18 protein-coding genes, 1 tRNA gene and 2 pseudogenes are annotated in these 18,883 nt (G+C 60.5%); 10 read left to right on the top strand and 11 right to left on the bottom strand.

Annotated features, from left to right (window positions below; genetic code table 11):
- Positions 1 to 82: 82 nt before the first annotated feature.
- The 5 genes and pseudogenes from DBR16_RS00585 to DBR16_RS13810 form a co-directional block, all read right to left on the bottom strand.
- Positions 83 to 730 (bottom strand): class I SAM-dependent methyltransferase, encoded by a 648-nt coding sequence (locus DBR16_RS00585; RefSeq protein WP_109259991.1) that lies wholly within the window; start codon positions 728 to 730, stop codon positions 83 to 85.
- 52 nt (positions 731 to 782) lie between these two features.
- The gene (locus DBR16_RS14200) at positions 783 to 1,382 is read right to left on the bottom strand and encodes a hypothetical protein (RefSeq protein WP_233347580.1); all 600 of its coding nucleotides are present in this window, start codon (positions 1,380 to 1,382) and stop codon (positions 783 to 785) included.
- A gap of 252 nt (positions 1,383 to 1,634) precedes the next feature.
- A pseudogene (locus tag DBR16_RS14195) lies at positions 1,635 to 1,799 on the bottom strand (transposase); the annotation flags it as partial.
- 138 nt (positions 1,800 to 1,937) lie between these two features.
- The gene (locus DBR16_RS13815) at positions 1,938 to 2,387 is read right to left on the bottom strand and encodes a hypothetical protein (RefSeq protein ID WP_125184469.1); all 450 of its coding nucleotides are present in this window, start codon (positions 2,385 to 2,387) and stop codon (positions 1,938 to 1,940) included.
- A gap of 271 nt (positions 2,388 to 2,658) precedes the next feature.
- Positions 2,659 to 4,230: a hypothetical protein gene (locus tag DBR16_RS13810; protein WP_125184468.1), complete on the bottom strand. Its 1,572-nt coding sequence runs from the start codon at positions 4,228 to 4,230 to the stop codon at positions 2,659 to 2,661.
- Between the two features lie 324 nt (positions 4,231 to 4,554).
- Between DBR16_RS13810 and DBR16_RS00565 the strand changes: the two are divergent.
- Positions 4,555 to 5,265: pseudogene (locus DBR16_RS00565) on the top strand (HAD-IC family P-type ATPase); the annotation flags it as partial.
- A gap of 193 nt (positions 5,266 to 5,458) precedes the next feature.
- Here the strand turns inward: DBR16_RS00565 and DBR16_RS00560 are convergent.
- Both DBR16_RS00560 and DBR16_RS00555 read right to left on the bottom strand, forming a co-directional pair.
- On the bottom strand, positions 5,459 to 6,235 hold the full coding sequence (locus tag DBR16_RS00560) for a methyltransferase family protein (protein ID WP_109259298.1): 777 nt from the start codon (positions 6,233 to 6,235) through the stop codon (positions 5,459 to 5,461).
- A gap of 437 nt (positions 6,236 to 6,672) precedes the next feature.
- Positions 6,673 to 7,749: a class I SAM-dependent methyltransferase gene (locus tag DBR16_RS00555; RefSeq protein ID WP_109259297.1), complete on the bottom strand. Its 1,077-nt coding sequence runs from the start codon at positions 7,747 to 7,749 to the stop codon at positions 6,673 to 6,675.
- 101 nt (positions 7,750 to 7,850) lie between these two features.
- Between DBR16_RS00555 and DBR16_RS00550 the strand changes: the two genes are divergently transcribed.
- Positions 7,851 to 8,867 (top strand): GlxA family transcriptional regulator, encoded by a 1,017-nt coding sequence (locus DBR16_RS00550; RefSeq protein WP_109259296.1) that lies wholly within the window; start codon positions 7,851 to 7,853, stop codon positions 8,865 to 8,867.
- A 454-nt stretch (positions 8,868 to 9,321) separates the two neighbouring features.
- Here DBR16_RS00550 and DBR16_RS00545 read toward each other — a convergent pair whose 3' ends face one another.
- Positions 9,322 to 10,602, bottom strand: a complete 1,281-nt coding sequence (locus DBR16_RS00545) for a glutamate-5-semialdehyde dehydrogenase (protein ID WP_109259295.1) — start codon at positions 10,600 to 10,602, stop codon at positions 9,322 to 9,324.
- A 528-nt stretch (positions 10,603 to 11,130) separates the two neighbouring features.
- Here DBR16_RS00545 and proB point away from each other — a divergent pair.
- Entirely contained in the window at positions 11,131 to 12,291 is a 1,161-nt protein-coding gene (gene proB / locus DBR16_RS00540; RefSeq protein WP_109259990.1) for a glutamate 5-kinase, read from the top strand.
- 229 nt (positions 12,292 to 12,520) lie between these two features.
- Here proB and DBR16_RS00530 read toward each other — a convergent pair.
- Positions 12,521 to 12,610: transfer RNA gene (locus tag DBR16_RS00530), tRNA-Ser, on the bottom strand.
- A gap of 212 nt (positions 12,611 to 12,822) precedes the next feature.
- Between DBR16_RS00530 and rplU the strand changes: the two genes are divergently transcribed.
- The 3 genes from rplU to DBR16_RS00515 all read left to right on the top strand — a co-directional run bounded on the left by rplU (position 12,823) and on the right by DBR16_RS00515 (position 14,262).
- On the top strand, positions 12,823 to 13,347 hold the full coding sequence (rplU, locus tag DBR16_RS14160) for a 50S ribosomal protein L21 (RefSeq protein WP_109259293.1): 525 nt from the start codon (positions 12,823 to 12,825) through the stop codon (positions 13,345 to 13,347).
- Positions 13,348 to 13,350: 3 nt separating this feature from the next.
- On the top strand, positions 13,351 to 13,617 hold the full coding sequence (rpmA, locus tag DBR16_RS00520; protein ID WP_109259292.1) for a 50S ribosomal protein L27: 267 nt from the start codon (positions 13,351 to 13,353) through the stop codon (positions 13,615 to 13,617).
- A gap of 114 nt (positions 13,618 to 13,731) precedes the next feature.
- Entirely contained in the window at positions 13,732 to 14,262 is a 531-nt protein-coding gene (locus tag DBR16_RS00515) for a GNAT family N-acetyltransferase (protein WP_161539340.1), read from the top strand.
- On the opposite strand, the gene DBR16_RS00510 is transcribed toward DBR16_RS00515, so the two are convergent.
- Both DBR16_RS00510 and DBR16_RS00505 read right to left on the bottom strand, forming a co-directional pair.
- A complete protein-coding gene (locus DBR16_RS00510; protein ID WP_109259290.1) occupies positions 14,259 to 14,900 on the bottom strand; it encodes a hypothetical protein in 642 nt (213 codons plus the stop codon). The genes DBR16_RS00515 and DBR16_RS00510 overlap by 4 nt on opposite strands.
- 164 nt (positions 14,901 to 15,064) lie before the next feature.
- The gene (locus DBR16_RS00505) at positions 15,065 to 15,787 is read right to left on the bottom strand and encodes an EF-hand domain-containing protein (RefSeq protein ID WP_161539339.1); all 723 of its coding nucleotides are present in this window, start codon (positions 15,785 to 15,787) and stop codon (positions 15,065 to 15,067) included.
- Here DBR16_RS00505 and DBR16_RS13935 point away from each other — a divergent pair.
- The 4 genes from DBR16_RS13935 to egtD are packed head-to-tail and all read left to right on the top strand — an operon-like array spanning position 15,786 to position 18,873.
- Positions 15,786 to 16,163, top strand: a complete 378-nt coding sequence (locus DBR16_RS13935) for a hypothetical protein (protein WP_161539338.1) — start codon at positions 15,786 to 15,788, stop codon at positions 16,161 to 16,163. The genes DBR16_RS00505 and DBR16_RS13935 overlap by 2 nt on opposite strands.
- On the top strand, positions 16,160 to 17,215 hold the full coding sequence (obgE, locus tag DBR16_RS00500; RefSeq protein ID WP_109259288.1) for a GTPase ObgE: 1,056 nt from the start codon (positions 16,160 to 16,162) through the stop codon (positions 17,213 to 17,215). The genes DBR16_RS13935 and obgE overlap by 4 nt, the downstream gene beginning before the upstream one ends.
- Positions 17,212 to 17,859: a nicotinate-nucleotide adenylyltransferase gene (locus DBR16_RS00495; RefSeq protein WP_233347469.1), complete on the top strand. Its 648-nt coding sequence runs from the start codon at positions 17,212 to 17,214 to the stop codon at positions 17,857 to 17,859. The genes obgE and DBR16_RS00495 overlap by 4 nt, the downstream gene beginning before the upstream one ends.
- 33 nt (positions 17,860 to 17,892) lie before the next feature.
- Positions 17,893 to 18,873: an L-histidine N(alpha)-methyltransferase gene (gene egtD / locus DBR16_RS00490; protein ID WP_109259287.1), complete on the top strand. Its 981-nt coding sequence runs from the start codon at positions 17,893 to 17,895 to the stop codon at positions 18,871 to 18,873.
- The last annotated feature ends 10 nt before the right edge of the window (positions 18,874 to 18,883 follow it).

Below are 18,883 nucleotides of genomic sequence, written 5' to 3'. Positions count from 1 at the left end.
TTGGTTTCCAAAGGGTTAATTAAATTGTTGCTTTCCGGAAGCTTAACGTCATTGGCCGGATTTTAACGGTGCTCTGAGCCGGTCAGGCCTTGGGGCGTTGCATCAATACGACGTCTTTCGCCGGACTCTCGCATGCCCATCCCCAGATACCGGAGAGATACCGGAAAGTGGCCTCGCGATAGAAGACGACATGTGTCGGGTCCTTGCGGTAGTGCCAGCCGGCAAAGCGGTCATCATCGGTCTGGAAACAGGTCATTATGGCCAGAAACCCGCCACACCGGACGCGTTGCCGGAGGCATTCAAATTCGGCGGCTGGATCATGGAAATGCTCGGCCGCCTCGGTGCAGGTGATGAAGTCATACTGCGTATCCAGAACCGATGAATCCGGCCTGAAAAACGGGTCATAAACCGCCACTTCATGCCCGGCCTCACCCAGGATTGCCGCCAGCGCCGGACCGGGACCACAGCCATAATCCAGACCGCTGGACGCGGGAGAGAGCCGCGCCAGCAGCGGGTCCGCCAGTCTCGACAGAAACCGGCGATAGGCCGGATCAGCTATGGCATTTTCGTGTAGAAGATATTGGGCTTTCTCGGCGCCGGGCGCGGGCCTCTGGTCCGGGGACAGGAAACGGGCCTCGCACCTTGCACAGCGGAAGTAGTCCCGGCTGTCTTCAGACAGAAAAAACTCACTCTCCGCCGCACAGACCGGGCAGGCCAGCGGGCCCGGCATGCCGGACGCCGCCTGGCCGGACCCGTTGCGTCTGGCCACCGTTCAGCCGTTCCTACTGCGAGGCAGTGATGCGGTACTGATCTGCCATGTCGTGACCCGGCCAGGCCAGACGGATCCAGTTGCGGTGCATGTCGATCTGCATGTCCATGCTGCGGCTTTGGTCGCGCAGATAGACCGACCAGGCGTCGCGACCGGTCTCGCGGAATACATTCGTGGCCTGACCGGCTGCGTTGAATTCCTGCCAGCGTCCGGGGCGGGTCATCCGGAAGGCGCCCCCATCAAAATCGACCCGGGTGACAAGGCGGCCATTGATGCGCGCATCGGCTTCAACGATGGGATACTGGTCCTGCATGGGGTGGCCGTCCCATTCGAGGCCGATCCAGTTGCGGTGCATGTCGATCTGCATGTTCATCTCGCGGCTGTCATCACGCAGATAGACGGACCACTCATCGCGATGGGTTTCCCGCCATGTGTATCGCGGCTCGTTGTTGCCATTGCCGAATTCCAGCCAAACGCCCCCATGCGTGCGTTCGAACGTGCCTTCCGCAAAGCGGACGAAATTGGTCGTGTGTCCGTTCGGGTCAGCGTATGCAGCCCCGCCCAGCCCGCTGATCAGAAGGATCAAGGCGGCGGTCATATGTACAAATTTCATGATCATTTTCCCTATGCGTCCGCAAGGAATGCGGACAGCGTCACCATGGTCTGGAAATTTCCCGTCCTGATATGGCGGCCGGATTAAAGCACGGACCTTCGGAGGCCGCGACCGAATAATGGGCGGGCACGCATTTGTGAGGGTGGCGGTGATCTCTGACGAACGCGAAGCGGTCTCTGTGTACCAGCCATTAGTCGGTTTAGGCGGCAACTTTCGGCCATTCTTCCAGCGCGATTTTTCGGCTCTCCTTGAACCCGTCTCGCCGGACGTGGCCTTCGAGAACTGCCGCTTCCACGCGTAGAGCGAATGCTGGCTCACACCGGGCCGCTCCAACATTTCCGCAACCCGGTAGCCGCGCTGCGTGATCTGCGCCACCGGGTCCCTCTTAAAATCGTCGCTAAATCTGTTCCTGCCCATCTCGGCCTCTTTGCCTCAAAATTAGGGGAGAAGGCGTCGACGAATCTAGGGGCTATTCAGTGATTAAGGACGGAGGAGGGGGCTGGTTCAAGACCAACCAAATATGGCTCTCGGCACACACTGCGAGCTCCAGAAGTCTCACCCGACCGTCGCTATATGGATAAAATAGTTCCCGGGATGAACTGTAGATTCGAAGACAGTCACCTCGAGGTAACCTGCGACCGTTCCAGACTCGATCCGACCAGCAAGGCCTTCCAGGGGCTCATAGCACCACGTCACCACATTCATGCTCTCAAACAGTGCGCGGCGTTCCGGCGTTGTAAAAAAACTGTCAGGCGTCTCGATCGAGTCTGTGCTGTGGCCGTTATGCACATTGACTCGATCTTGTCGGAGAATGTTACGAAATCCCGAGAGCGATGCGCCATCAGAACTCACGAGGTCACCAGAATCAATCGCTGCAATATAATCGGTCACCTCATTCGAACGGTGATAGAGATGGTGTGGTTCATCATAGGAAACGCAGGAAGCCACGCTACCATCATTAGCAATGCTACTCATAGCAAACAGCGATATGATTAATGTTATCATCAATTGTGCCCCTTCTTAGCTGAATGAAATGGAACAATAGCGATATAGGCTGCGCGTTACTATCCCGACCTAAATCCTTCCCGCCGCGGTTGCCCGTGGATATCTGTTATCCCTGTCAAACTTGCCCAAATGTTCCTTGGGCCATCGGTAATACAAACTGCACAAAGCGACAGGGCACATGATCGCAACCCGCACCGATCAATCGGCACTTAAGTCAATACTCGCCTAACGGACATCGTCCATACAAGTCAGCGCCTGCCGCTCCCAAGCTTTAGCGGGTATCAAATCCATAATGACGGCAGTAATTCATGCCAGCGATAGCGATCATATTACCACAGGCTTCGCAGGCATCAGCGTCAACACCATCCCAGATAGAACCGGCGACTTGTTCCCAAACGCGTCGCGTATCCGGATCATCTGACGCTTCCCAGATCCAGTTCCGTCTGTGATTTCGCAAACACGTGGCCGCCTCGGACACATTGGTAGCTTGTGCCCACGGGACACGAATGCCGAGTGCATGGTCTTCTGCGCGGCGGCCCCGGTCAACTTCGCTTCGATGTAGCTCATCGTCGCAATACGAAACGCCCCAATTTCGTGATAATAGCGGACTGTCTCCCGGCGACCGAATTGTTACATCCACGTGGGATCCACCAAACGTGTAATAATTACACCAAACCGGTTCGCCAGGCTGCACCGCTCGGCCCGGAATTGCTCCATCATCGCCTCCGCCATTCTCGTCACCGCCTCCCGAGCCTACGCTGCCAGCATTACCACCTCCTCCGCCGCCGGCGGACCCATCGCTACCACCACTCGGGACAACGCGGTTGCCTCCGCTAAACCCGCCACTGAAATCGCGCGCGCGCCCGCCCGAACCCGGGATTGCGCGCGTGGTCGCACTCGGGCCAGCGCTAGACCCACTCGTATGGGTCGAGATCGGAAACTCAGCCCCATCGGGATTTAGAGGGGAGTTGTTCGCGCCACGGGCGACATGCAGGCTGAAGAGTGTTTGTCCCCGGCTGTCTGAGGCCGCGCTAATGTTCAAAATGCGACGGCCTTGGCTCTGCAATTCTGCCAAGATCAATTCCAATCTGTCTGCACGAATGTTTAACAAGATGTCGGCAGCCGGAGCAGCAGTCGTCCACACTGCAGAGAATGCAGCGCGTCCGTTGGCAGCCGGGTAGCTATTAAAGGATATCGGGTTGTAGCCACGGCGCGCAGCCCGCTGGTGATCCCGAATAATCTGCCGTTGGGTTCGCCCTTGCCAAGCGAGAAACTCAAGGCTGGGCGCCGCCGCAAAATAGGAGGAAACAACTAGCCGACCTTGCTCATCAGACGCCATGGAAACCAATTTCGGGTACTGACCGTTTGCCACACGTTCATTAAAAAATGACTGCCAGTCCGTGCCGCTTACTGCGAGTTGGGGGGATTGGTATGGACCTCTTCTAGGCCGGTCTTCGACAATTACGATATACCGGAAGCCGTCTACCGTTCGATAAATGTCCAGCGCTCTCAGGCTCCAGCCTTGGCGACCGACATACTCGTCAATGAAGGCCCAGGCTTGTATGCGGGTCTGACCATGACGCGCGAGCCATGTGCGTCCAGGTTCGGCAGGTTCGACAATTGCCGAAAAGCGGACTCCATTCGGACCACGCGAAGCGCTCGCCGAGGCAAGCTGCAATCCCTGATCGGCAAGGCCTGCGATCATATTCTGGTAGGCTTCTACGCCGAGATCGGCATGGATTTGCTGGGGAGTAGCCCGGTTTAGCGGGACATCATGCGCGCTGTCGGCATATACCTCAGCTTGAGCAGCCAGCATCAAGCCGACAACAACCAGAACACTCATAATCCTAGGCATTCACCACAACCCTTAGTGTGTCGACCTCAAAGTAACTGAATTTGGATTATAGGTTCACAGCCTGCAAAACGCAAAACTGGGCGCAAGCAGTTACTCCCACGGTGAGAGCGAGATTCGAGCTCACGCGTCACGGCCCGATCGGGATTCAAAACTTCCCATCGGTTAGCGTGTGCCGGTTCGAATAAGGGAAATTATTCGCCCCAGTATCGTCCATCGAGCGAGGCAAAACGGCAAAACAATGGCGGATCCATGGCGGCAGGTCGCAACTAACCCTCCACCGTCCACCCTTGCGGCCATTTCACCTTCCACGGCGGGCGCGCGGCAGCGCTCGGCAATGCGGCGATGATGAAGGAGATGGGGCTGGATACAGGCGCGGCCGAGGCAAAGGCCGACCGCCTGCGCGCCGAGGGTAAAACAGCGATGTTCCTCGCGGTCGATGGCAAGCTCGCCGGTATCGTGGCGGTCGCCGACCCGATCAAGGACTCGACGGCGCAGGCCATCCGCGAATTGCATGCCCAGGGCCTGCGCGTGATCATGGCAACCGGGGACAATGAACGCACGGCAAAGGCGGTGGCCGCCCAGCTCGGCATTGACGAGGTGCGCGCGGGTGTCCTGCCCGAAGCCAAGAAGGATCTGATCGACCAGCTGCGCCGCGACGGCCACAAGATCGCGATGGCGGGTGACGGGGTCAATGATGCGCCGGCGCTGGCCGCCGCCGATGTCGGCATCGCCATGGGAACGGGGGCCGATGTGGCCATGGAAAGCGCGGGAATAACGCTGCTGGGCGGCGACCTGATGGGCATCGTCCGGGCGCGCAAGCTGGCCCGCGCGACGTTGCGTAATATCAAGCAGAACCTGTTTTTCGCCTTCGCCTACAACGCGCTTGGCGTCCCCATCGCAGCCGGACTGCTCTACCCCGTCACCGGACTTCTCTTGTCTCCGATGATCGCGGCAGCGGCGATGAGCCTGTCATCGGTCTCGGTGATCACCAATGCGCTGCGGCTGCGGCGGACCGCTTTGTGAATTCACGGAATTGGCTTGGGATCATTTCAAGGGAATGTCTGCCGGTTGCGCATCGTCTCGTCAGGCGGCGCGGTCGCGGGGCAGGCTGGCGTGTCCGCACACATCCGGTTGACATCTCTCATGACATGGCCTCCTCGAGTCTGAAGGGCGGCAGCGCAAGCCACATGGCAACGTCGCGCCACCGCCCGCCATGTCACTCGTCGTCCGTGAGGGCGGCCGGGATGTGAACCGTCTTTCGCTGGCGCCGCAGCCAGGGCAAGAAGGCGGGCACCTGGGTCCGGTACTTCAGATATACGTCACCCAGTTCGGCGACGAGGTCCGCCTCCTCGAAGACAGTTGCGACGAGCACGTAGCACGTGGTGCCGATGGCGAAGACGCTCTGTCCGACGGTCATATGGGGTGTGAGCCAGGGTGTGAGCATCCAGCCGAGGCTGATCGGGTGACGTACGATGCCGTAGAGCCAGCGCGCGCAGAAAGAGCTCTCGGTGGGGGCCCGGCCGATCACCTTCGTCCATGCCTGCGCTAGGCCGAAGAATCCGAAGTGGCCGAAATGGAACGTGGCCGCAAACATCATGCCCCAGACGCTAAGGTATGCCGCCCAGATCGCCCAATAGGCGGCGGTGCTCTCGATCTGCCAAACGGTAACCGGGATCGGCTGCCAGAAGATCACGAGTACGCCTGTGGCGACGGACGTCATGTAGAGATAGGTTGCACGCTCGAGCGAGGGCGGCACGATGCGTGTCCAGCGCGCCTTGAACCAGCGTCGTGCAGTGGCCGAGTGGTGCAATCCGAAGAGCCAGATCAGCCCGAGGTTCATCGCAACCGACGGCCAGAGCGCACCCGGTGCACCGTCGTTTATGCCTTTCGGCACACCGAAATCGGCCAGAAAGCCTACGATGTAGACGATGTTTGCGAGCGCAAGGACGTAGGCGATCCCTGCATATGCCAGCGTGAATGCCTTGGAGAACATGATCGTTTCCTTTCAGAGGTTTTGATAACGGAGAACCCGCCGGAGATGAAAGATGGTAAGGATCGAGACTGTCGCGGAGCCAGCGGCGAGACCGATCCACAAGCCTGTTGCGCCAAGCCCGCCGGCCGTTGCGAGCCCGACACCGACCGGAGCCGCGACGAGGCGGGTTCACAGGACGCCGGCCCCAGCATGGGCAGAAGCGTCAATGCCATCGCGCGGGCATAGCCATCGCGGCGGTCGAACAATGCAGGCTCGACTCCCAGCGCCCCCAGCCACCCCGACGGGGTCCAGACCGCGACCGTCCAGCCGACCGCGCGGAGGCGGACAAGCCGCGCAAAAGGGTATGCGGTTCCGGGCCGGAACCGGAGAAGGCGTGAAATCGGCATCGGTGTTTCCCTGTGAGCCCCGTCATGGTCCATGAAGTGTCGCCGGGCCTGTCAGACTCGCGACACGAACCAGACGTTCAGCGGATCGTGCGGCAGGACATGTCGTTCGACGGAACCGAATCCGGCGTCGCGCAACGTCGCTTCTGCCGTCTCCCAGCCCCACATCGTCCCGAGGCCAAGCCCTCCCTGGCCAAGCGAAACCGGCGTGCAGTGCAGGCAGGAGACCGCATAGAGAAGCGAGGCCATCGGGAAATCGAGATTGTTCTCCAGCCGCGCCGATCCACCGATGTCCTGCATCAGGTAGACGCCCCCGGGCTTGAGCGACTTGCGCAAGCCGCGAACCAACGCCGCCGGATCCTTCTGGTCGTGGACGGCGTCGAAGGAGGCAATCAGATCGAAGCGGTCGGGCTCGCAATAGCCGGTCAGATCACGCACCTCGAAGGTCACATTGGCCAGGCCCGAATTCCGCGCTGTGAGCCGCGCAAACGCGATCGCGTCCTCGCAGAGGTCCATACCAACGAAGCGGCTTTCCGGGAAAGCGAGCGCGAGTTCGATCAGGGCGAGCCCGCGACCGCATCCGGCGTCGAGGACGTCGATCCCTTCGCGCAGCCGACCCTCCAGATCCGGAGCCAGCGGCAGGATGCTGTCAATCAGCGCCGCGGCTACCGACTGCTCGCTGTCTTCGGCCATGATCTGGTGGAAACAGGGATAGTCGTCGTAACGCGTTCCCTCACCGGTCTCGAAAAGGGTCAGCGCCCTTTCCTGCATCTGGCCGAGGAGCGCAACGTGCTGAGCGAAAACCGCGAGGTTGCCATAGGGCGCGCCCCGGACGAGGCAGGCTGCGTGTTCTGCCGGCAGGTGGTAGCGGGCTGTTACGGCGTCGTAGCGGACCATGCCGCCCGTCACCATGGCGGCGAGCCATTCGCGGACATAGCGTTCCGCGAGGCCGGCCTCGGCGGCGATCTCCTGGCTCGTCGAAGGAGCCCGGCCCGCAAGGGTCTCGAAAAGTCCAAGCCGGTGGCCGATCGACATCATCACGGCGATGGCGCCGTGGTTGACGATGGTGGACACCTCTTCGGCGAAGGTCTCGGCAGCGGCTGTATCCTTTAGTGTAGTCACGTCGTTCATCGGATTCTCTCCTTGTCCCGATGACGCTGCCCTACGCTGTGGAGGCGGATCGCATAAGTGCGAGACTCGACAAAAAGGGACCGATTCTGCCAAAATGAATCATGACCGATCCGTTTCAGGATAAGCCTCCGAGGGTGTCGATCCTCGTCCTGCCGCAGAGCACACCCGCCGCGCTCTACGGGCTCTACGAGGTCTTCGCCTCCGTCGGGCGGACATGGGAGGAGCTGACCGGCGAACCGTCCGACGCGCGGCATCTCGAGCCACACCTCGTCGCGCGGAGCCTCAAGCCGATCCAGAGTGCGCTCGGGTTCGCGATCACGCCGAACAGCCTTCTCGACGATGCCGACGTCGTCATCGTCACCGACATCGCCATTCCCGACACCGAAGCGCTGCCGGATATCTGGGAAAAGGAAATCGCCTGGCTGCGCGAGCGGCACGCCGCCGGGGCTATCCTGTGTTCGGTCTGCACCGGTACGACCGTTCTTGCAGAAGCGGGGCTGCTCGACGGACTCGAGGCCACGACGCACTGGTCCACGGTGGACTTCATGCGAACCCGCTATCCGGGCGTTCGGCTCGCGCCGCAGAAAATCCTCGTCGCCGATGGGCCCGGCGACCAGATTGTTACGGCCGGCGGGGCGACGGCCTGGGAAGAACTGGCGCTTTACCTCGTGGCACGGCTCACAACGCCGGCCGAGGCGATCCGCATCGCGAAGATCTTTCTTCTTGGAGACCACTCGGAGGGTCAGCTGCCTTTCGCCGGTGCAAGGAAGCCGCGAAGACACGACGACGGCGTAGTGGCGGAGATCCAGACTTGGATCGCCGACAATTACCATCTGACGAACCCGGTCGCCCACATGGTGGAGCGCTCGGGGCTCTCGGAGCGGACCTTCATCCGCAGGTTTCGCGCCGCGACGGGCTATTCGCCGATGGAATACGTGCAGACACTGCGAATCGAGGAGGCCAAGCATCTGCTCGAGACGACGCGAACCCCGATCGAGTTGGTCGCCGTCGAGGCGGGATACGAGGATCCGAACTTCTTCCGCCGCCTCTTCAAGCGGCGCGTGGGCATCACCCCAGCCCGCTACCGCCAGCGCTTCGCTGCGATCCTGAAACGGTAGCGCCGGTCGATCCACCGTTCGCACGGTGGCAGTTCCGGCACTTTCCTGGCGCCTCTGCCCGTCATGCCTCCTGGCGGCTCCCGCCTATCCGAGCGCAACTGGCGTCGGAGTGTTCAGGTTAAGCGGTCTAGAAATAACGTAAGTTCAGAGCCTGACAGGAGATTCACCAAGCTGACGCAGACATGATTTCGGAGAATATCGCGCCTGAGCGGCTATTTCCTGCCCTCATGGCGGTCGGGCCTGTGCTCAGCCCCATCCGCATATCCGCCGAAAACAACAAAAATCCGGCCGCAGCCGGATCGGGAGAACACTTTCGCGAGGGTAAGTGGCGTGACGTCTGACGAGCGCCAAGCAGCCTCTGTTCACCCCGATTTTTGTCCGGCCATGAAGCCCGGCCGGGGGTGGCCGACAAGGGCAAAGAGCCGGCTCCACCTGAAGCGTACCATCTCGTGGCTCAGGGTCTTTGCTGTCCATTGCCATGCACGAGGTATTTGAAACTCGTCAACTGCTCGGCCCCCACCGGACCGCGGGCGTGCATCTTGCCTGTCGCAATACCGATTTCAGCGCCCATGCCGAATTCGCCCCCGTCCGAGAATTGGGTCGAAGCATTGTGCATGACGACAGCCGAATCGATCCGGGTCATGAATTTCTGTGCTGCATCCGGGTCGGCGGCCACGATGGCATCGGTATGTCCCGAGGAGTGGGACTGCACGAATGCAATCCCGTCCTGTAACCCCTCGACCACCCTGATCGACAGGATATTGCTCAGATATTCGGTATCCCAATCTTCTGTCGAGGCCGGTGCGATATCGGGAAGGATGCGGCGCGCCGCCTCATCTCCGCGCAACTCGCAATCGCCCAGTGAGGCGGCAATCATCGGCAGGACCCGTTCGGCGATGGCAGCGTCAATCACCACACATTCTGTCGCCCCGCAAATACCCGTCCGGCGCATTTTGGCATTCTGTACAAGCCCGGCGGCCATCGCGGGATCGGCCGATTCATGGACATAGGTGTGATTGTTTCCGTCCAGGTGCAGAAGCGTCGGCACACGGGCTTCGCGCTGGACGAGGGACACCAGGCCGCGTCCACCCCGCGGGATGGCGAGATTGACATAGTCGGTGCTGTGCAGAAGGCATCTGACGGCTTCGCGATCACGGGTGTCGACCATCTGTACGGCATCTTCAGGCAGGCCCGCAGCTTTCAGTCCGGCTTTCAGGCAATCAACGATGACACGCGACGAATTCAGGCTTTCCGATCCGCCCCGCAGGATCACGGCATTGCCGGACTTGATGCATAAGCCACCGGCATCCGAACCGACATTGGGCCGGGACTCATAGATCATGGCGATGACGCCAATCGGAACACTGACGCGGTCAATGCTGAGGCCATTGGGGCGGTCGAAATGCGCCAGCGTCCGGCCAAGCGGGTCGTCCTGGCCTGCGATGGCATCAAGCGCATCGGCCATGCCCGCGACGCGTTCTGCGGTCAGCGTCAAACGGTCGACAAAGGCCGCATCCTTACCGCTATTCCTGACACTTTCGACATCCTGCGCATTGGCGGCGAGAATCTCGGCGGTACGCGCCCGTAAAGCGGCTGCGGTTTGCGTCAGCGCCCCATTGCGCTGCTCGATAGAGGCCACGGCCAATTCCTCGGCGGCCGCCTGAGCCCGCCGGCCAAGGGCGGACACCAACGCGTCGATCTCGGACTGGGATGTGTGTGGGCTCATATCATTCATGTCTTCGTCCTTGCATTTCGATGGAAGCGGCAACGTCCCGCGGTCTGGCCACATCACGGCTATGGACCGGCCGGAATTCGCTGATCGCCAAAACGGGGGCCTGGAATGGGCTCTGGCTGGCGGTGACGGGCAGCACCAACGCCCAATTTCGATTTTGCAGTTCGCAGGACGGTCGTCCGGCGGCGGCTATATACGCTTCGGTAAATGGGTAGGCGTTCTGCGCAATTCAATGCTGCAGCAACATCGTTTCACCCGGTCACACCGCCCGAGCAGGCCGGCTAAACCTTGACGCGCATGTGTGCGCGGCGAGCACTTTGATCCCCGGACTGGCACCCGGACCAGGGTCAATCCCGCTGAATAACCGTGCCTGCCGGGCACGGCGCATGCCGACACCATGTTGAATTCCCGGGCCCGACACGTGATATACGGGCGATCCGTCTATGTAAGATCATAGTTCACCGGCTGCGCTGCAGGGCGCAATTGATCGCCATTCTTTCCGAAATTGGCCGGCAGACCGAGGTAATCACAATGCATAAGAGAAAAAAAATCGTCGTGAAGATCGGATCGAGCCTGCTGGCACACAGTGAGAACCTCACCCTGCGCTACGCCTTCATGAACGGGTTGATGAGCGACTTCGCCCAGCTTCAGAAGGACGGTTACGATATCATTCTGACCTCATCCGGTTCGGTCGCCCTGGGATTGAACATGGTCGGGAAACGGCCCGATGAGGCAGGTATTCTCGACAAACAGGCCGCGGCCGCCTGCGGCCAGCCGCTATTAATGAATGCCTACCGGCAGATTGCGTCCGAACACAATATGGATGTCGCCCAGATTCTGGTGACCGCCGAGGATATGGAGGTGCGCCGCCGCTTCCTGAACATCAAGAACACGATGACGCGCTTGTTCGAGAGCGGCATCCTTCCAGTCATCAATGAGAATGACTCTATTGCGACACACGATCTGCGCGTCGGTGACAATGACCGTCTGTCGGCAAAGGTCGCCCAGATGGTCGAGGCTGATCTGCTGATCATTCTGACGAGTGTCGACGGTCTCTATGACCGCGACCCCTCGGAGGCCGATGCCGAATTCATTCACGAAGTCGAGGATGTCAGTTCACATCTGGAGTCGACGACCGGCATCAGTGAACTCGGCAGCGGTGGAATGCTGACCAAGATGCAGGCCGCCAACATGGCTCAGCATGCGGGTGTCGAGACCCTCATCGCGAATGGGATCATTGAGCGGCCAGTCTCATCTCTCCTGAACAATGAGCGGCGCCATACGCGCTGCCTGGTCACGGGCAAAACGGCCTCCCCGCTTCAGATCTGGCTGGGCAACCGCCTGCAAGTCGCGGGAACCCTGGTCATTCCGAATGCCGTGGCAACTTCAGTGGCGGCGGGTGAATGCGGCATTGGCCGGCAGGACGTGCTTTCGATCCAGGGCAGTTTCACAAAGGGCGATGTGCTTCACGTCTATGACGAGGACGGCAGAGAAGTCGCGCGCGGTCTGACGAATTTTTCATCCGAGGAGGTGATGCTGATGGCACGCCATATCGACATGGCCGTAGAGGAAGTGATCGGCTACAAGACGCGAAGCGACATTATCGGGTCAGAAAATGTCCTCGTCCTGGCAGACAATCATCTTCAAATCGACGCCCCGGATCAGGATCAGAAAATGGTCATTCCCGTGTAAGTCCGCCCCGTAACGGCAGCGAGGAATAAACTTGCCACCAAGCCGCTGGCTTGCTCTGCCCATCTCATTCGAAGGCGCTTTACCGGACGTCGTTTCAGGCGAAAGCGAAACAGTTCCGGCTCGGCCGGATTTTGTCCGCTCAGGCGGCAACCTGCCGCCACTGGGCCAATGCGATTGGCCGGTCTTCCGCGAATTGGCGGCAGGGCAATTTCAGTGATGGGAAAATGGGTGGCGGAGAGAGAGGGATTCGAACCCTCGGAACGCTTGCGCGCTCAACGGTTTTCGAGACCGCCCCATTCGACCACTCTGGCACCTCTCCGCGGGGACAGGCCTTTTGGCCGACCGGTTTGCGAAAATCAAGAGACCGAACTGGAAATAGCGCGCAACCATGCGCGTTCCGCGTTGACATTGGCCGTCCGGAAAGGGTATGTCCCGCGCTCATTGCGGCCTCAGGCCGGTTAACAACGCCCGCCGGGACAGGCGGGGAAGAAAAAGAGCAGGCGCAAAGTCCTGTTGCAGAAAGGAAAAACCATGTTCGCAGTCATCCAGACTGGCGGCAAGCAGTATACCGTCGCTCCCGGCGACGAGATCTCTGTCGAAAAAATTGAAGGTGAAGCCGGTGACAGCATCGTTCTCGAGAACGTGCTGATGCTGGGCGGTGACAAGGGCGTGACCGTCGGCGCACCGCTGGTGACCGGCGCTTCCGTCGTGGCCGAGCTGGTCGAGAATGGCCGGGGCAAGAAGATCATCGTCTTCAAGAAGCGCCGCCGTCAGAATTACCGCCGTAAGGCCGGACATCGCCAGTGGTTCTCGAAGCTGCGCATCTCGGAAATCCTCGCACCGGGCGACAAGCCGGCCGCGAAGAAAGCCGCCGCGCCGAAGAAAGCTGCTGCTGCCGACGCCGCACCTGCGGCCGATGCCAAGCCAGCCGCGAAAAAGGCCGCACCGAAGAAAGCGGCCGCCAAGCCGGCTGCTGACAAGAAGCCGGCTGCCAAGAAGGCTGCCCCGAAGAAATCCACCGCGGCAAAGAAAACCGCGAAGAAGTCGGAGGACTAATCCATGGCACATAAAAAAGCAGGCGGTTCATCCCGTAACGGGCGCGACTCTGAAGGCCGGCGCCTGGGCGTCAAGAAATCCGGTGGCCAGGCGGTCATTCCGGGCAACATCATCGTGCGCCAGCGCGGCACCAAATTCTATCCGGGCGACAATGTCGGCATGGGCAAGGATCACACCCTGTTCGCGCTGACCGAAGGCCGCGTCGCTTTTGCCAAGAAAGCCGGCGGCAAGATGTTCTGCTCGGTCGTCGCGGCTGAAGAGATCAAATAGGGCGGACGGACAGACCCGGACCGCCTCACCAACAGGCGGAACCGGTGGCTGGACATGAATTCAGGGGAGGCGGGTTCCGCCTCCCCTTTTTCATTCCCCACCGGAGACCGACCCATGAGGGACAGGATCGAAACCGGCAGGCTGATCTTGCGGCCGCTGGAGATAACAGATGCCCCGGCGATCACCCATCATTGCCGCGATGGCAGTATTGCCCGCAATACGGCGCGTATTCCCGACCCCTACCCGCTGCTGGCGGCAGAGCTCTATATATTGACTGTCCGGGCCAGTTCTGGCGGCAAGGCCAGTTACGTCTATGCCATCACGGACCGGTCATCGGACGCATTGGTCGGAGCGAGCGGCGTGTTCAAGCGAAACCCGGCCGCGACCGACTGGGAAATCGGCTATTGGGTCGGACCGGAAATGCAGGGCCGGGGGTTTGCCACCGAGGCCGCGGGCGGGCTGATCCGGGCCGCATCATCCGATCTTGCGCCGCAACGGATCACGGCCGGGCATTTCGAGGACAATCCGGCATCGGGCCGGGTTCTGGAAAAGCTGGGCTTTACCTATACCGGCTGCACAACCCGCCTGTTCTGCATGGGCCGGCTCGCCTATGCGACAAGTCTGGACATGGCGCTGGAGGTCTAGTGCTCAACCGACAATGGAATGAGATTGATGATGATTTCTGCATCCGTACCAAATCTCGATTCAACTGATGCGGCGGCATCAATCCGGGTCGCAATTCGGGGGTTGATGGGCGTTGCATGGACGTTTCCATCCTGATCGATGACAGAAACATTGATCGAATACATGAAGTCGTCAGACTCAGGCACCTCATCCAGCGATACACCCACCGAAAGAAGACCGCCGGTAATCACCGTCCCGTCTGCGAGCAATGCTGCCAGCATTTGAGGGGATCGAAGGTCGAACTCAAAGACGCTGGATTCGCCAGGCAGAATTACGATTTGCGTGTTCGAGCGAAACACCCGTTCAACGCCAGCGTCATCGACGCCTATCCGCATCTGGAAGCTGGAGGTCACACCTTCGGCATGGGCGGTGCCAAAATCGCCGCGGCGCATTATCTCCCATGCGCCCACAGATCCAGCGGCAATGGCCAATACAGTTCCGCCGGCAATTAGTCGTCGCTTCATTCGCTCTCTCCAGTCCAGTTCGGCTTGCGCAAAATGCGCCATAGCTTCGCGGATCATTGTGCTGGCAGAAACACCCCGACGTTTGACCGCTTCCATGAAAGCCCGCTTCTCTTCGTGAGAGACACGGATATCCATGGTTTCGGATCGTTTGATTCGGGGTTTTCGTGCCATCGCCAGATATCATCCGCCAGACAGAAGAACGGGGTGCCGCGTCGGCGATCCAGGCAAATCGCGTCGTGACACCCCGACTTTTTGGTCTGCACGAAAATTCTGCAAGCGTTTTCGTGTCGGTACACGGTCTATCTGGACAGGTTCACATCCATTGATGTGCGGTATTCCTGCCAGCTGACAGCGCCATCGCCGTCCAGATCCAGGAAGGTCATCATCGCCGCGCTTCCCCGCTGGATCTGCTCAGCCGAAATCGTGGGCGTCTCGTAGACAGGTGCCTCACCGAAGCAGATGGTGACGTGATCGGGCAGGTTTCGCGCAGGCGCCGGATCGGTTTCGCCGGCGTCCGGTTCATTGACAGGAATGACTTCGTTGGCATCGAGCGAGCCACTTGCATCCCTGTCGAGCCGGTTGAATACCCGGCGAAGCTGCGCTGTCGCCCGGTCGCTGAATTCTGCGACGGAGACAAAGCCATCGCCATCCGCGTCCATGGCCGAATGATCCGCCGTGGTTTTCTGCTGCCAGGTTTCATTCATGGCGGCCCAGCAATCGGCCTCGATTTGTTCTGGCGTTTCACGTGCCATCCGCCCGAACTCGGGCGGAACGGAACCACTGTACCGGGCCAGCAAAACACCGGCAGCCGAACCGAACGCACCGGCCCCATTGGCCCCGGACAAGGCGTCGCGGGCGGTGCCGCGATGCGCCCTGAACTCATCAATCGAAACAAGACGGTTTCCATCCGTATCCATTTCGGTGAATTCGGGGATGCCGGTGAGGGTCTGCGTTTCGCCGTCCGGACTGCCCTGCAGGACCAGAGCGCCGGCCGATACGGCAATCAGGGTTGAGGTGATCATGATGTTTCTCCTTCTGATCCGGCCATTCCTGACAAACAGGTCCATGGCCTCTCTGAGAACGGTGCTGGCGGTGGTTCCCCGCGTTGAAACCGCGTCCATGAAGGCTTGCTTTTCTTCATGGGAGACGCGGATTTCCAAGGCTTCACTTTTCTTGCTGCGGGGTTTTCGTGCCATTGTGTCCGTTTCTCCGTGGCGTCAGGAGACAGAAAGTATCCGGCCCGATCCATTGGAATTGCGCCGCGACACACCAAGTTTTTGGCCCGGACAGGCCGGAGGCAAGAAAAATCGTGTCCGGGCACGGATTTTCAGTGCGGTGGCTGCTATTTGGGGCAATAGCGCGTATAGAGGCGCGAAACGCAAAGACGGCGAATTATGAAATTTCTTGATCAGGCCAAAATCTTCATCAAATCCGGCGATGGCGGAAACGGCGCCGTCGGCTTCCGGCGCGAGAAGTATATCGAGTTTGGCGGCCCCGATGGCGGCGATGGCGGCAAGGGCGGCGATGTCTGGGCGGAAGCCGTGGAAGGGCTCAACACGCTGATCGACTACCGCTATCAACAGCATTTCAAGGCCGCCAAGGGCGAAAGCGGATCCGGCTCCAACCGCACCGGCGGCGCGGGAGAGGATATCGTTCTGAAACTGCCAGTGGGCACGCAAATCCTCGACGAGGATCGCGAAACCGTGCTGCTGGATCTGACCCAGCCGGGCGAACGCGTCCTGCTGATGGAAGGTGGACGCGGCGGCAAGGGCAATGCGTTTTTCAAATCCTCGACCAATCAGGCGCCCAAGCACGCGCAAACGGGTGAACCCGGTGTCGAGCGCTGGATCTGGCTGCGGCTGAAATTGATTGCCGATGCCGGCCTGGTCGGCTTGCCGAATGCGGGGAAATCCACCTTCTTGTCGGCAGTCAGCCGCGCGCATCCGAAAATTGCCGCCTATCCCTTCACCACGCTGCACCCGCATCTGGGCGTGGTTGATCTGGCCGCCGATGCGCGCTTCATCATTGCCGATATTCCGGGCCTGATCGAGGGCGCCCATGAAGGCGCCGGGATTGGCGACCGCTTCCTCGGCCATGTCGAACGCTGTGCCACCCTGCTGCATCTGGTGGATGGCACGCAGGAGGATGTTGCCGCCGCCTATCGCACCGTACGACATGAGCTGGAGGCCTATGGAGCCGGTCTGGCCGACAAGCCGGAAATCGTGGCCCTGTCCAAGCTGGACGCGATTGATCCCGCCGAGGTCGATGACAAGAAAGCCGCGCTGGAAGCGGCCTGCGGAAAACCGGTCATGGTGCTGTCCGCCGCCAGCAACAAGGGCATGCGCGAAGCCCTGTTTGCCGTGTGGGAGCAGATCAAGGCCGCCCGGAGTGAAGAGAAAGAGGCGCAAGCCGAAACCGGGGACGGCGTGCAGGAGAACTGGACACCGTGAGCCGGCGGTCCCGCCCGGTCCGGTTTGCGGGTGCCATCCGGCGCGGCCGCACGGCCACGCCGCTGAAGAGCGAGGCGCTGGTTCCGGGCATGACGGTCGGCCTGTTCGGCGGCAGTTTCGATCCGGTTCATTCCGGTCATCTGCACGTCGCGCGGACGGCGTTGAAACAATTGCGGCTTGATCGCGTCTGGTGGATTGTTTCGCCACAGAATCCATTGAAGTCCCGCAGGGCGGGCGATTTTCTGCGCCGCTTTATCAGCGTCCAGGACGCGGCCGCCGGACCGCGCATGGTGATCAGCGACATTGAACAGCGCACCGGTGTCCGGACCACGGCCGAACTGCTGGATGTCCTGCAGACGCGCCATCCGCGGGTGCGCTTTGTGTGGATCATGGGAGCAGACAATCTGAAACAGTTTCACCGCTGGCGGCGCTGGCGCGATATTGCCGCCAGGACGCCGATTGCCGTGATTGCCCGTCCGCAAGACCCCATCCGGGCGCGGCTGGCTCCTGCGGCACGGGAAATGGCACCGCAACGGATCACGGAAACTCACGCCAAGCTAATCGGATGCAGGCCGGTTCCGGGGTGGACCTATCTGACAGAACCTCTACATAGTGAAGCCTCGTCGCGCCTGCGCGAGAGCTAGCCCCTGTCTGCCGGTCACCAATCGAGCCCATTCATGACGACGCCAAGCCCAGCTGGCACGCTGTCCTTTTTCAAGGACCTGCATCCGCCCCGCTCCCGATTCCGCGAAGATGTGCTGGACGGGCTGTCAAAGCCACAGAAATCCATCCCGCCCAAGCATTTCTACGATGCGAGGGGGTCGGCGCTGTTCGATGACATTACCGATACCGAAGACTACTATGTCACGCGGACCGAGTTGGGCATTCTGGACGCCATCGCGGATGAAATCGCGGAAAAGGCGGGCAGCGGTGCCGTCGTGATCGAGCCGGGATCGGGCTCCAGCGTGAAGATCGACAAGCTGTTGTCGGCGCTGGATCATCCCGCCGCCTATATCGGCCTCGATATATCAAAAGACCATCTGATTACCGCCTGTGAAGACCTTGCCGGGCGGTTTGACGGGCTTGAAGTGGGCGCTGTGTGCGCTGACTTCACCCAGCCGGTGGCCCTGGATGATCTGCCGATCCCGGACGGGAAACGCCTGATCTTCTTCCCCGGCTCCACGATCGGCAATTTCGAGCCCGGCGGCGCAAAAGCCCTGCTGGAAACGCTGCGCGGCTGGCTGCGCCCGGGCGATGCGCTGCTGATCGGTGCGGACCGGGTGAAATCCGCGGAGATTCTGGAAAATGCCTATGATGACACGCATGGCGTCACAGCGGCTTTCAATCTCAATCTTCTGACCCGCATCAATCGCGAGCTGGACGGCACAATCGATGTCGGGGCTTTCGAGCACCAGGCTGTGTGGAATGCCGATCTGTCGCGGGTGGAAATGCATCTGGCCGCGCGGCGCGACATTGAGTTCACCGTTTCGGGACAGGTTTTCCGGATGAAGGAAGGCGAGACCATACATACGGAAAACTCGCACAAATTCACCATTCCGCGCTTCACGGCCCTCGCTGCCAGCGCCGGTCTGGCCGTGAAACAGGACTGGAGTGATGCGCGCGGCTATTTCACACTCTACTGGCTCGAACGCGCGTGAAGTCTGTGCT

It is taken from the genome of Hyphobacterium indicum, assembly GCF_003129605.1.
Classification (GTDB): Bacteria; Pseudomonadota; Alphaproteobacteria; order Caulobacterales; family Maricaulaceae; genus Hyphobacterium; species Hyphobacterium indicum.
The sequence above is the reverse complement of the archived record's forward strand: the minus strand, read 5'-3'. Positions and strand labels throughout refer to the sequence as shown.

Bases quoted from the DNA above. Each gene is read 5' to 3' on its own strand.
- DBR16_RS00585 (WP_109259991.1), bottom strand. From the start codon at position 730: ATGCCGGGCCCGCTGGCCTGCCCGGTCTGTGCGGCGGAGAGTGAGTTT.
- DBR16_RS14200 (WP_233347580.1), bottom strand. From the start codon at position 1,382: ATGAAATTTGTACATATGACCGCCGCCTTGATCCTTCTGATCAGCGGG.
- DBR16_RS13815 (WP_125184469.1), bottom strand. From the start codon at position 2,387: ATGATAACATTAATCATATCGCTGTTTGCTATGAGTAGCATTGCTAAT.
- DBR16_RS13810 (WP_125184468.1), bottom strand. From the start codon at position 4,230: ATGAGTGTTCTGGTTGTTGTCGGCTTGATGCTGGCTGCTCAAGCTGAG.
- DBR16_RS00560 (WP_109259298.1), bottom strand. From the start codon at position 6,235: ATGTTCTCCAAGGCATTCACGCTGGCATATGCAGGGATCGCCTACGTC.
- DBR16_RS00555 (WP_109259297.1), bottom strand. From the start codon at position 7,749: ATGAACGACGTGACTACACTAAAGGATACAGCCGCTGCCGAGACCTTC.
- DBR16_RS00550 (WP_109259296.1), top strand. From the start codon at position 7,851: ATGACCGATCCGTTTCAGGATAAGCCTCCGAGGGTGTCGATCCTCGTC.
- DBR16_RS00545 (WP_109259295.1), bottom strand. From the start codon at position 10,602: ATGAATGATATGAGCCCACACACATCCCAGTCCGAGATCGACGCGTTG.
- proB (WP_109259990.1), top strand. From the start codon at position 11,131: ATGCATAAGAGAAAAAAAATCGTCGTGAAGATCGGATCGAGCCTGCTG.
- rplU (WP_109259293.1), top strand. From the start codon at position 12,823: ATGTTCGCAGTCATCCAGACTGGCGGCAAGCAGTATACCGTCGCTCCC.
- rpmA (WP_109259292.1), top strand. From the start codon at position 13,351: ATGGCACATAAAAAAGCAGGCGGTTCATCCCGTAACGGGCGCGACTCT.
- DBR16_RS00515 (WP_161539340.1), top strand. From the start codon at position 13,732: ATGAGGGACAGGATCGAAACCGGCAGGCTGATCTTGCGGCCGCTGGAG.
- DBR16_RS00510 (WP_109259290.1), bottom strand. From the start codon at position 14,900: ATGGATATCCGTGTCTCTCACGAAGAGAAGCGGGCTTTCATGGAAGCG.
- DBR16_RS13935 (WP_161539338.1), top strand. From the start codon at position 15,786: ATGATGTTTCTCCTTCTGATCCGGCCATTCCTGACAAACAGGTCCATG.
- DBR16_RS00505 (WP_161539339.1), bottom strand. From the start codon at position 15,787: ATGATCACCTCAACCCTGATTGCCGTATCGGCCGGCGCTCTGGTCCTG.
- obgE (WP_109259288.1), top strand. From the start codon at position 16,160: ATGAAATTTCTTGATCAGGCCAAAATCTTCATCAAATCCGGCGATGGC.
- egtD (WP_109259287.1), top strand. From the start codon at position 17,893: ATGACGACGCCAAGCCCAGCTGGCACGCTGTCCTTTTTCAAGGACCTG.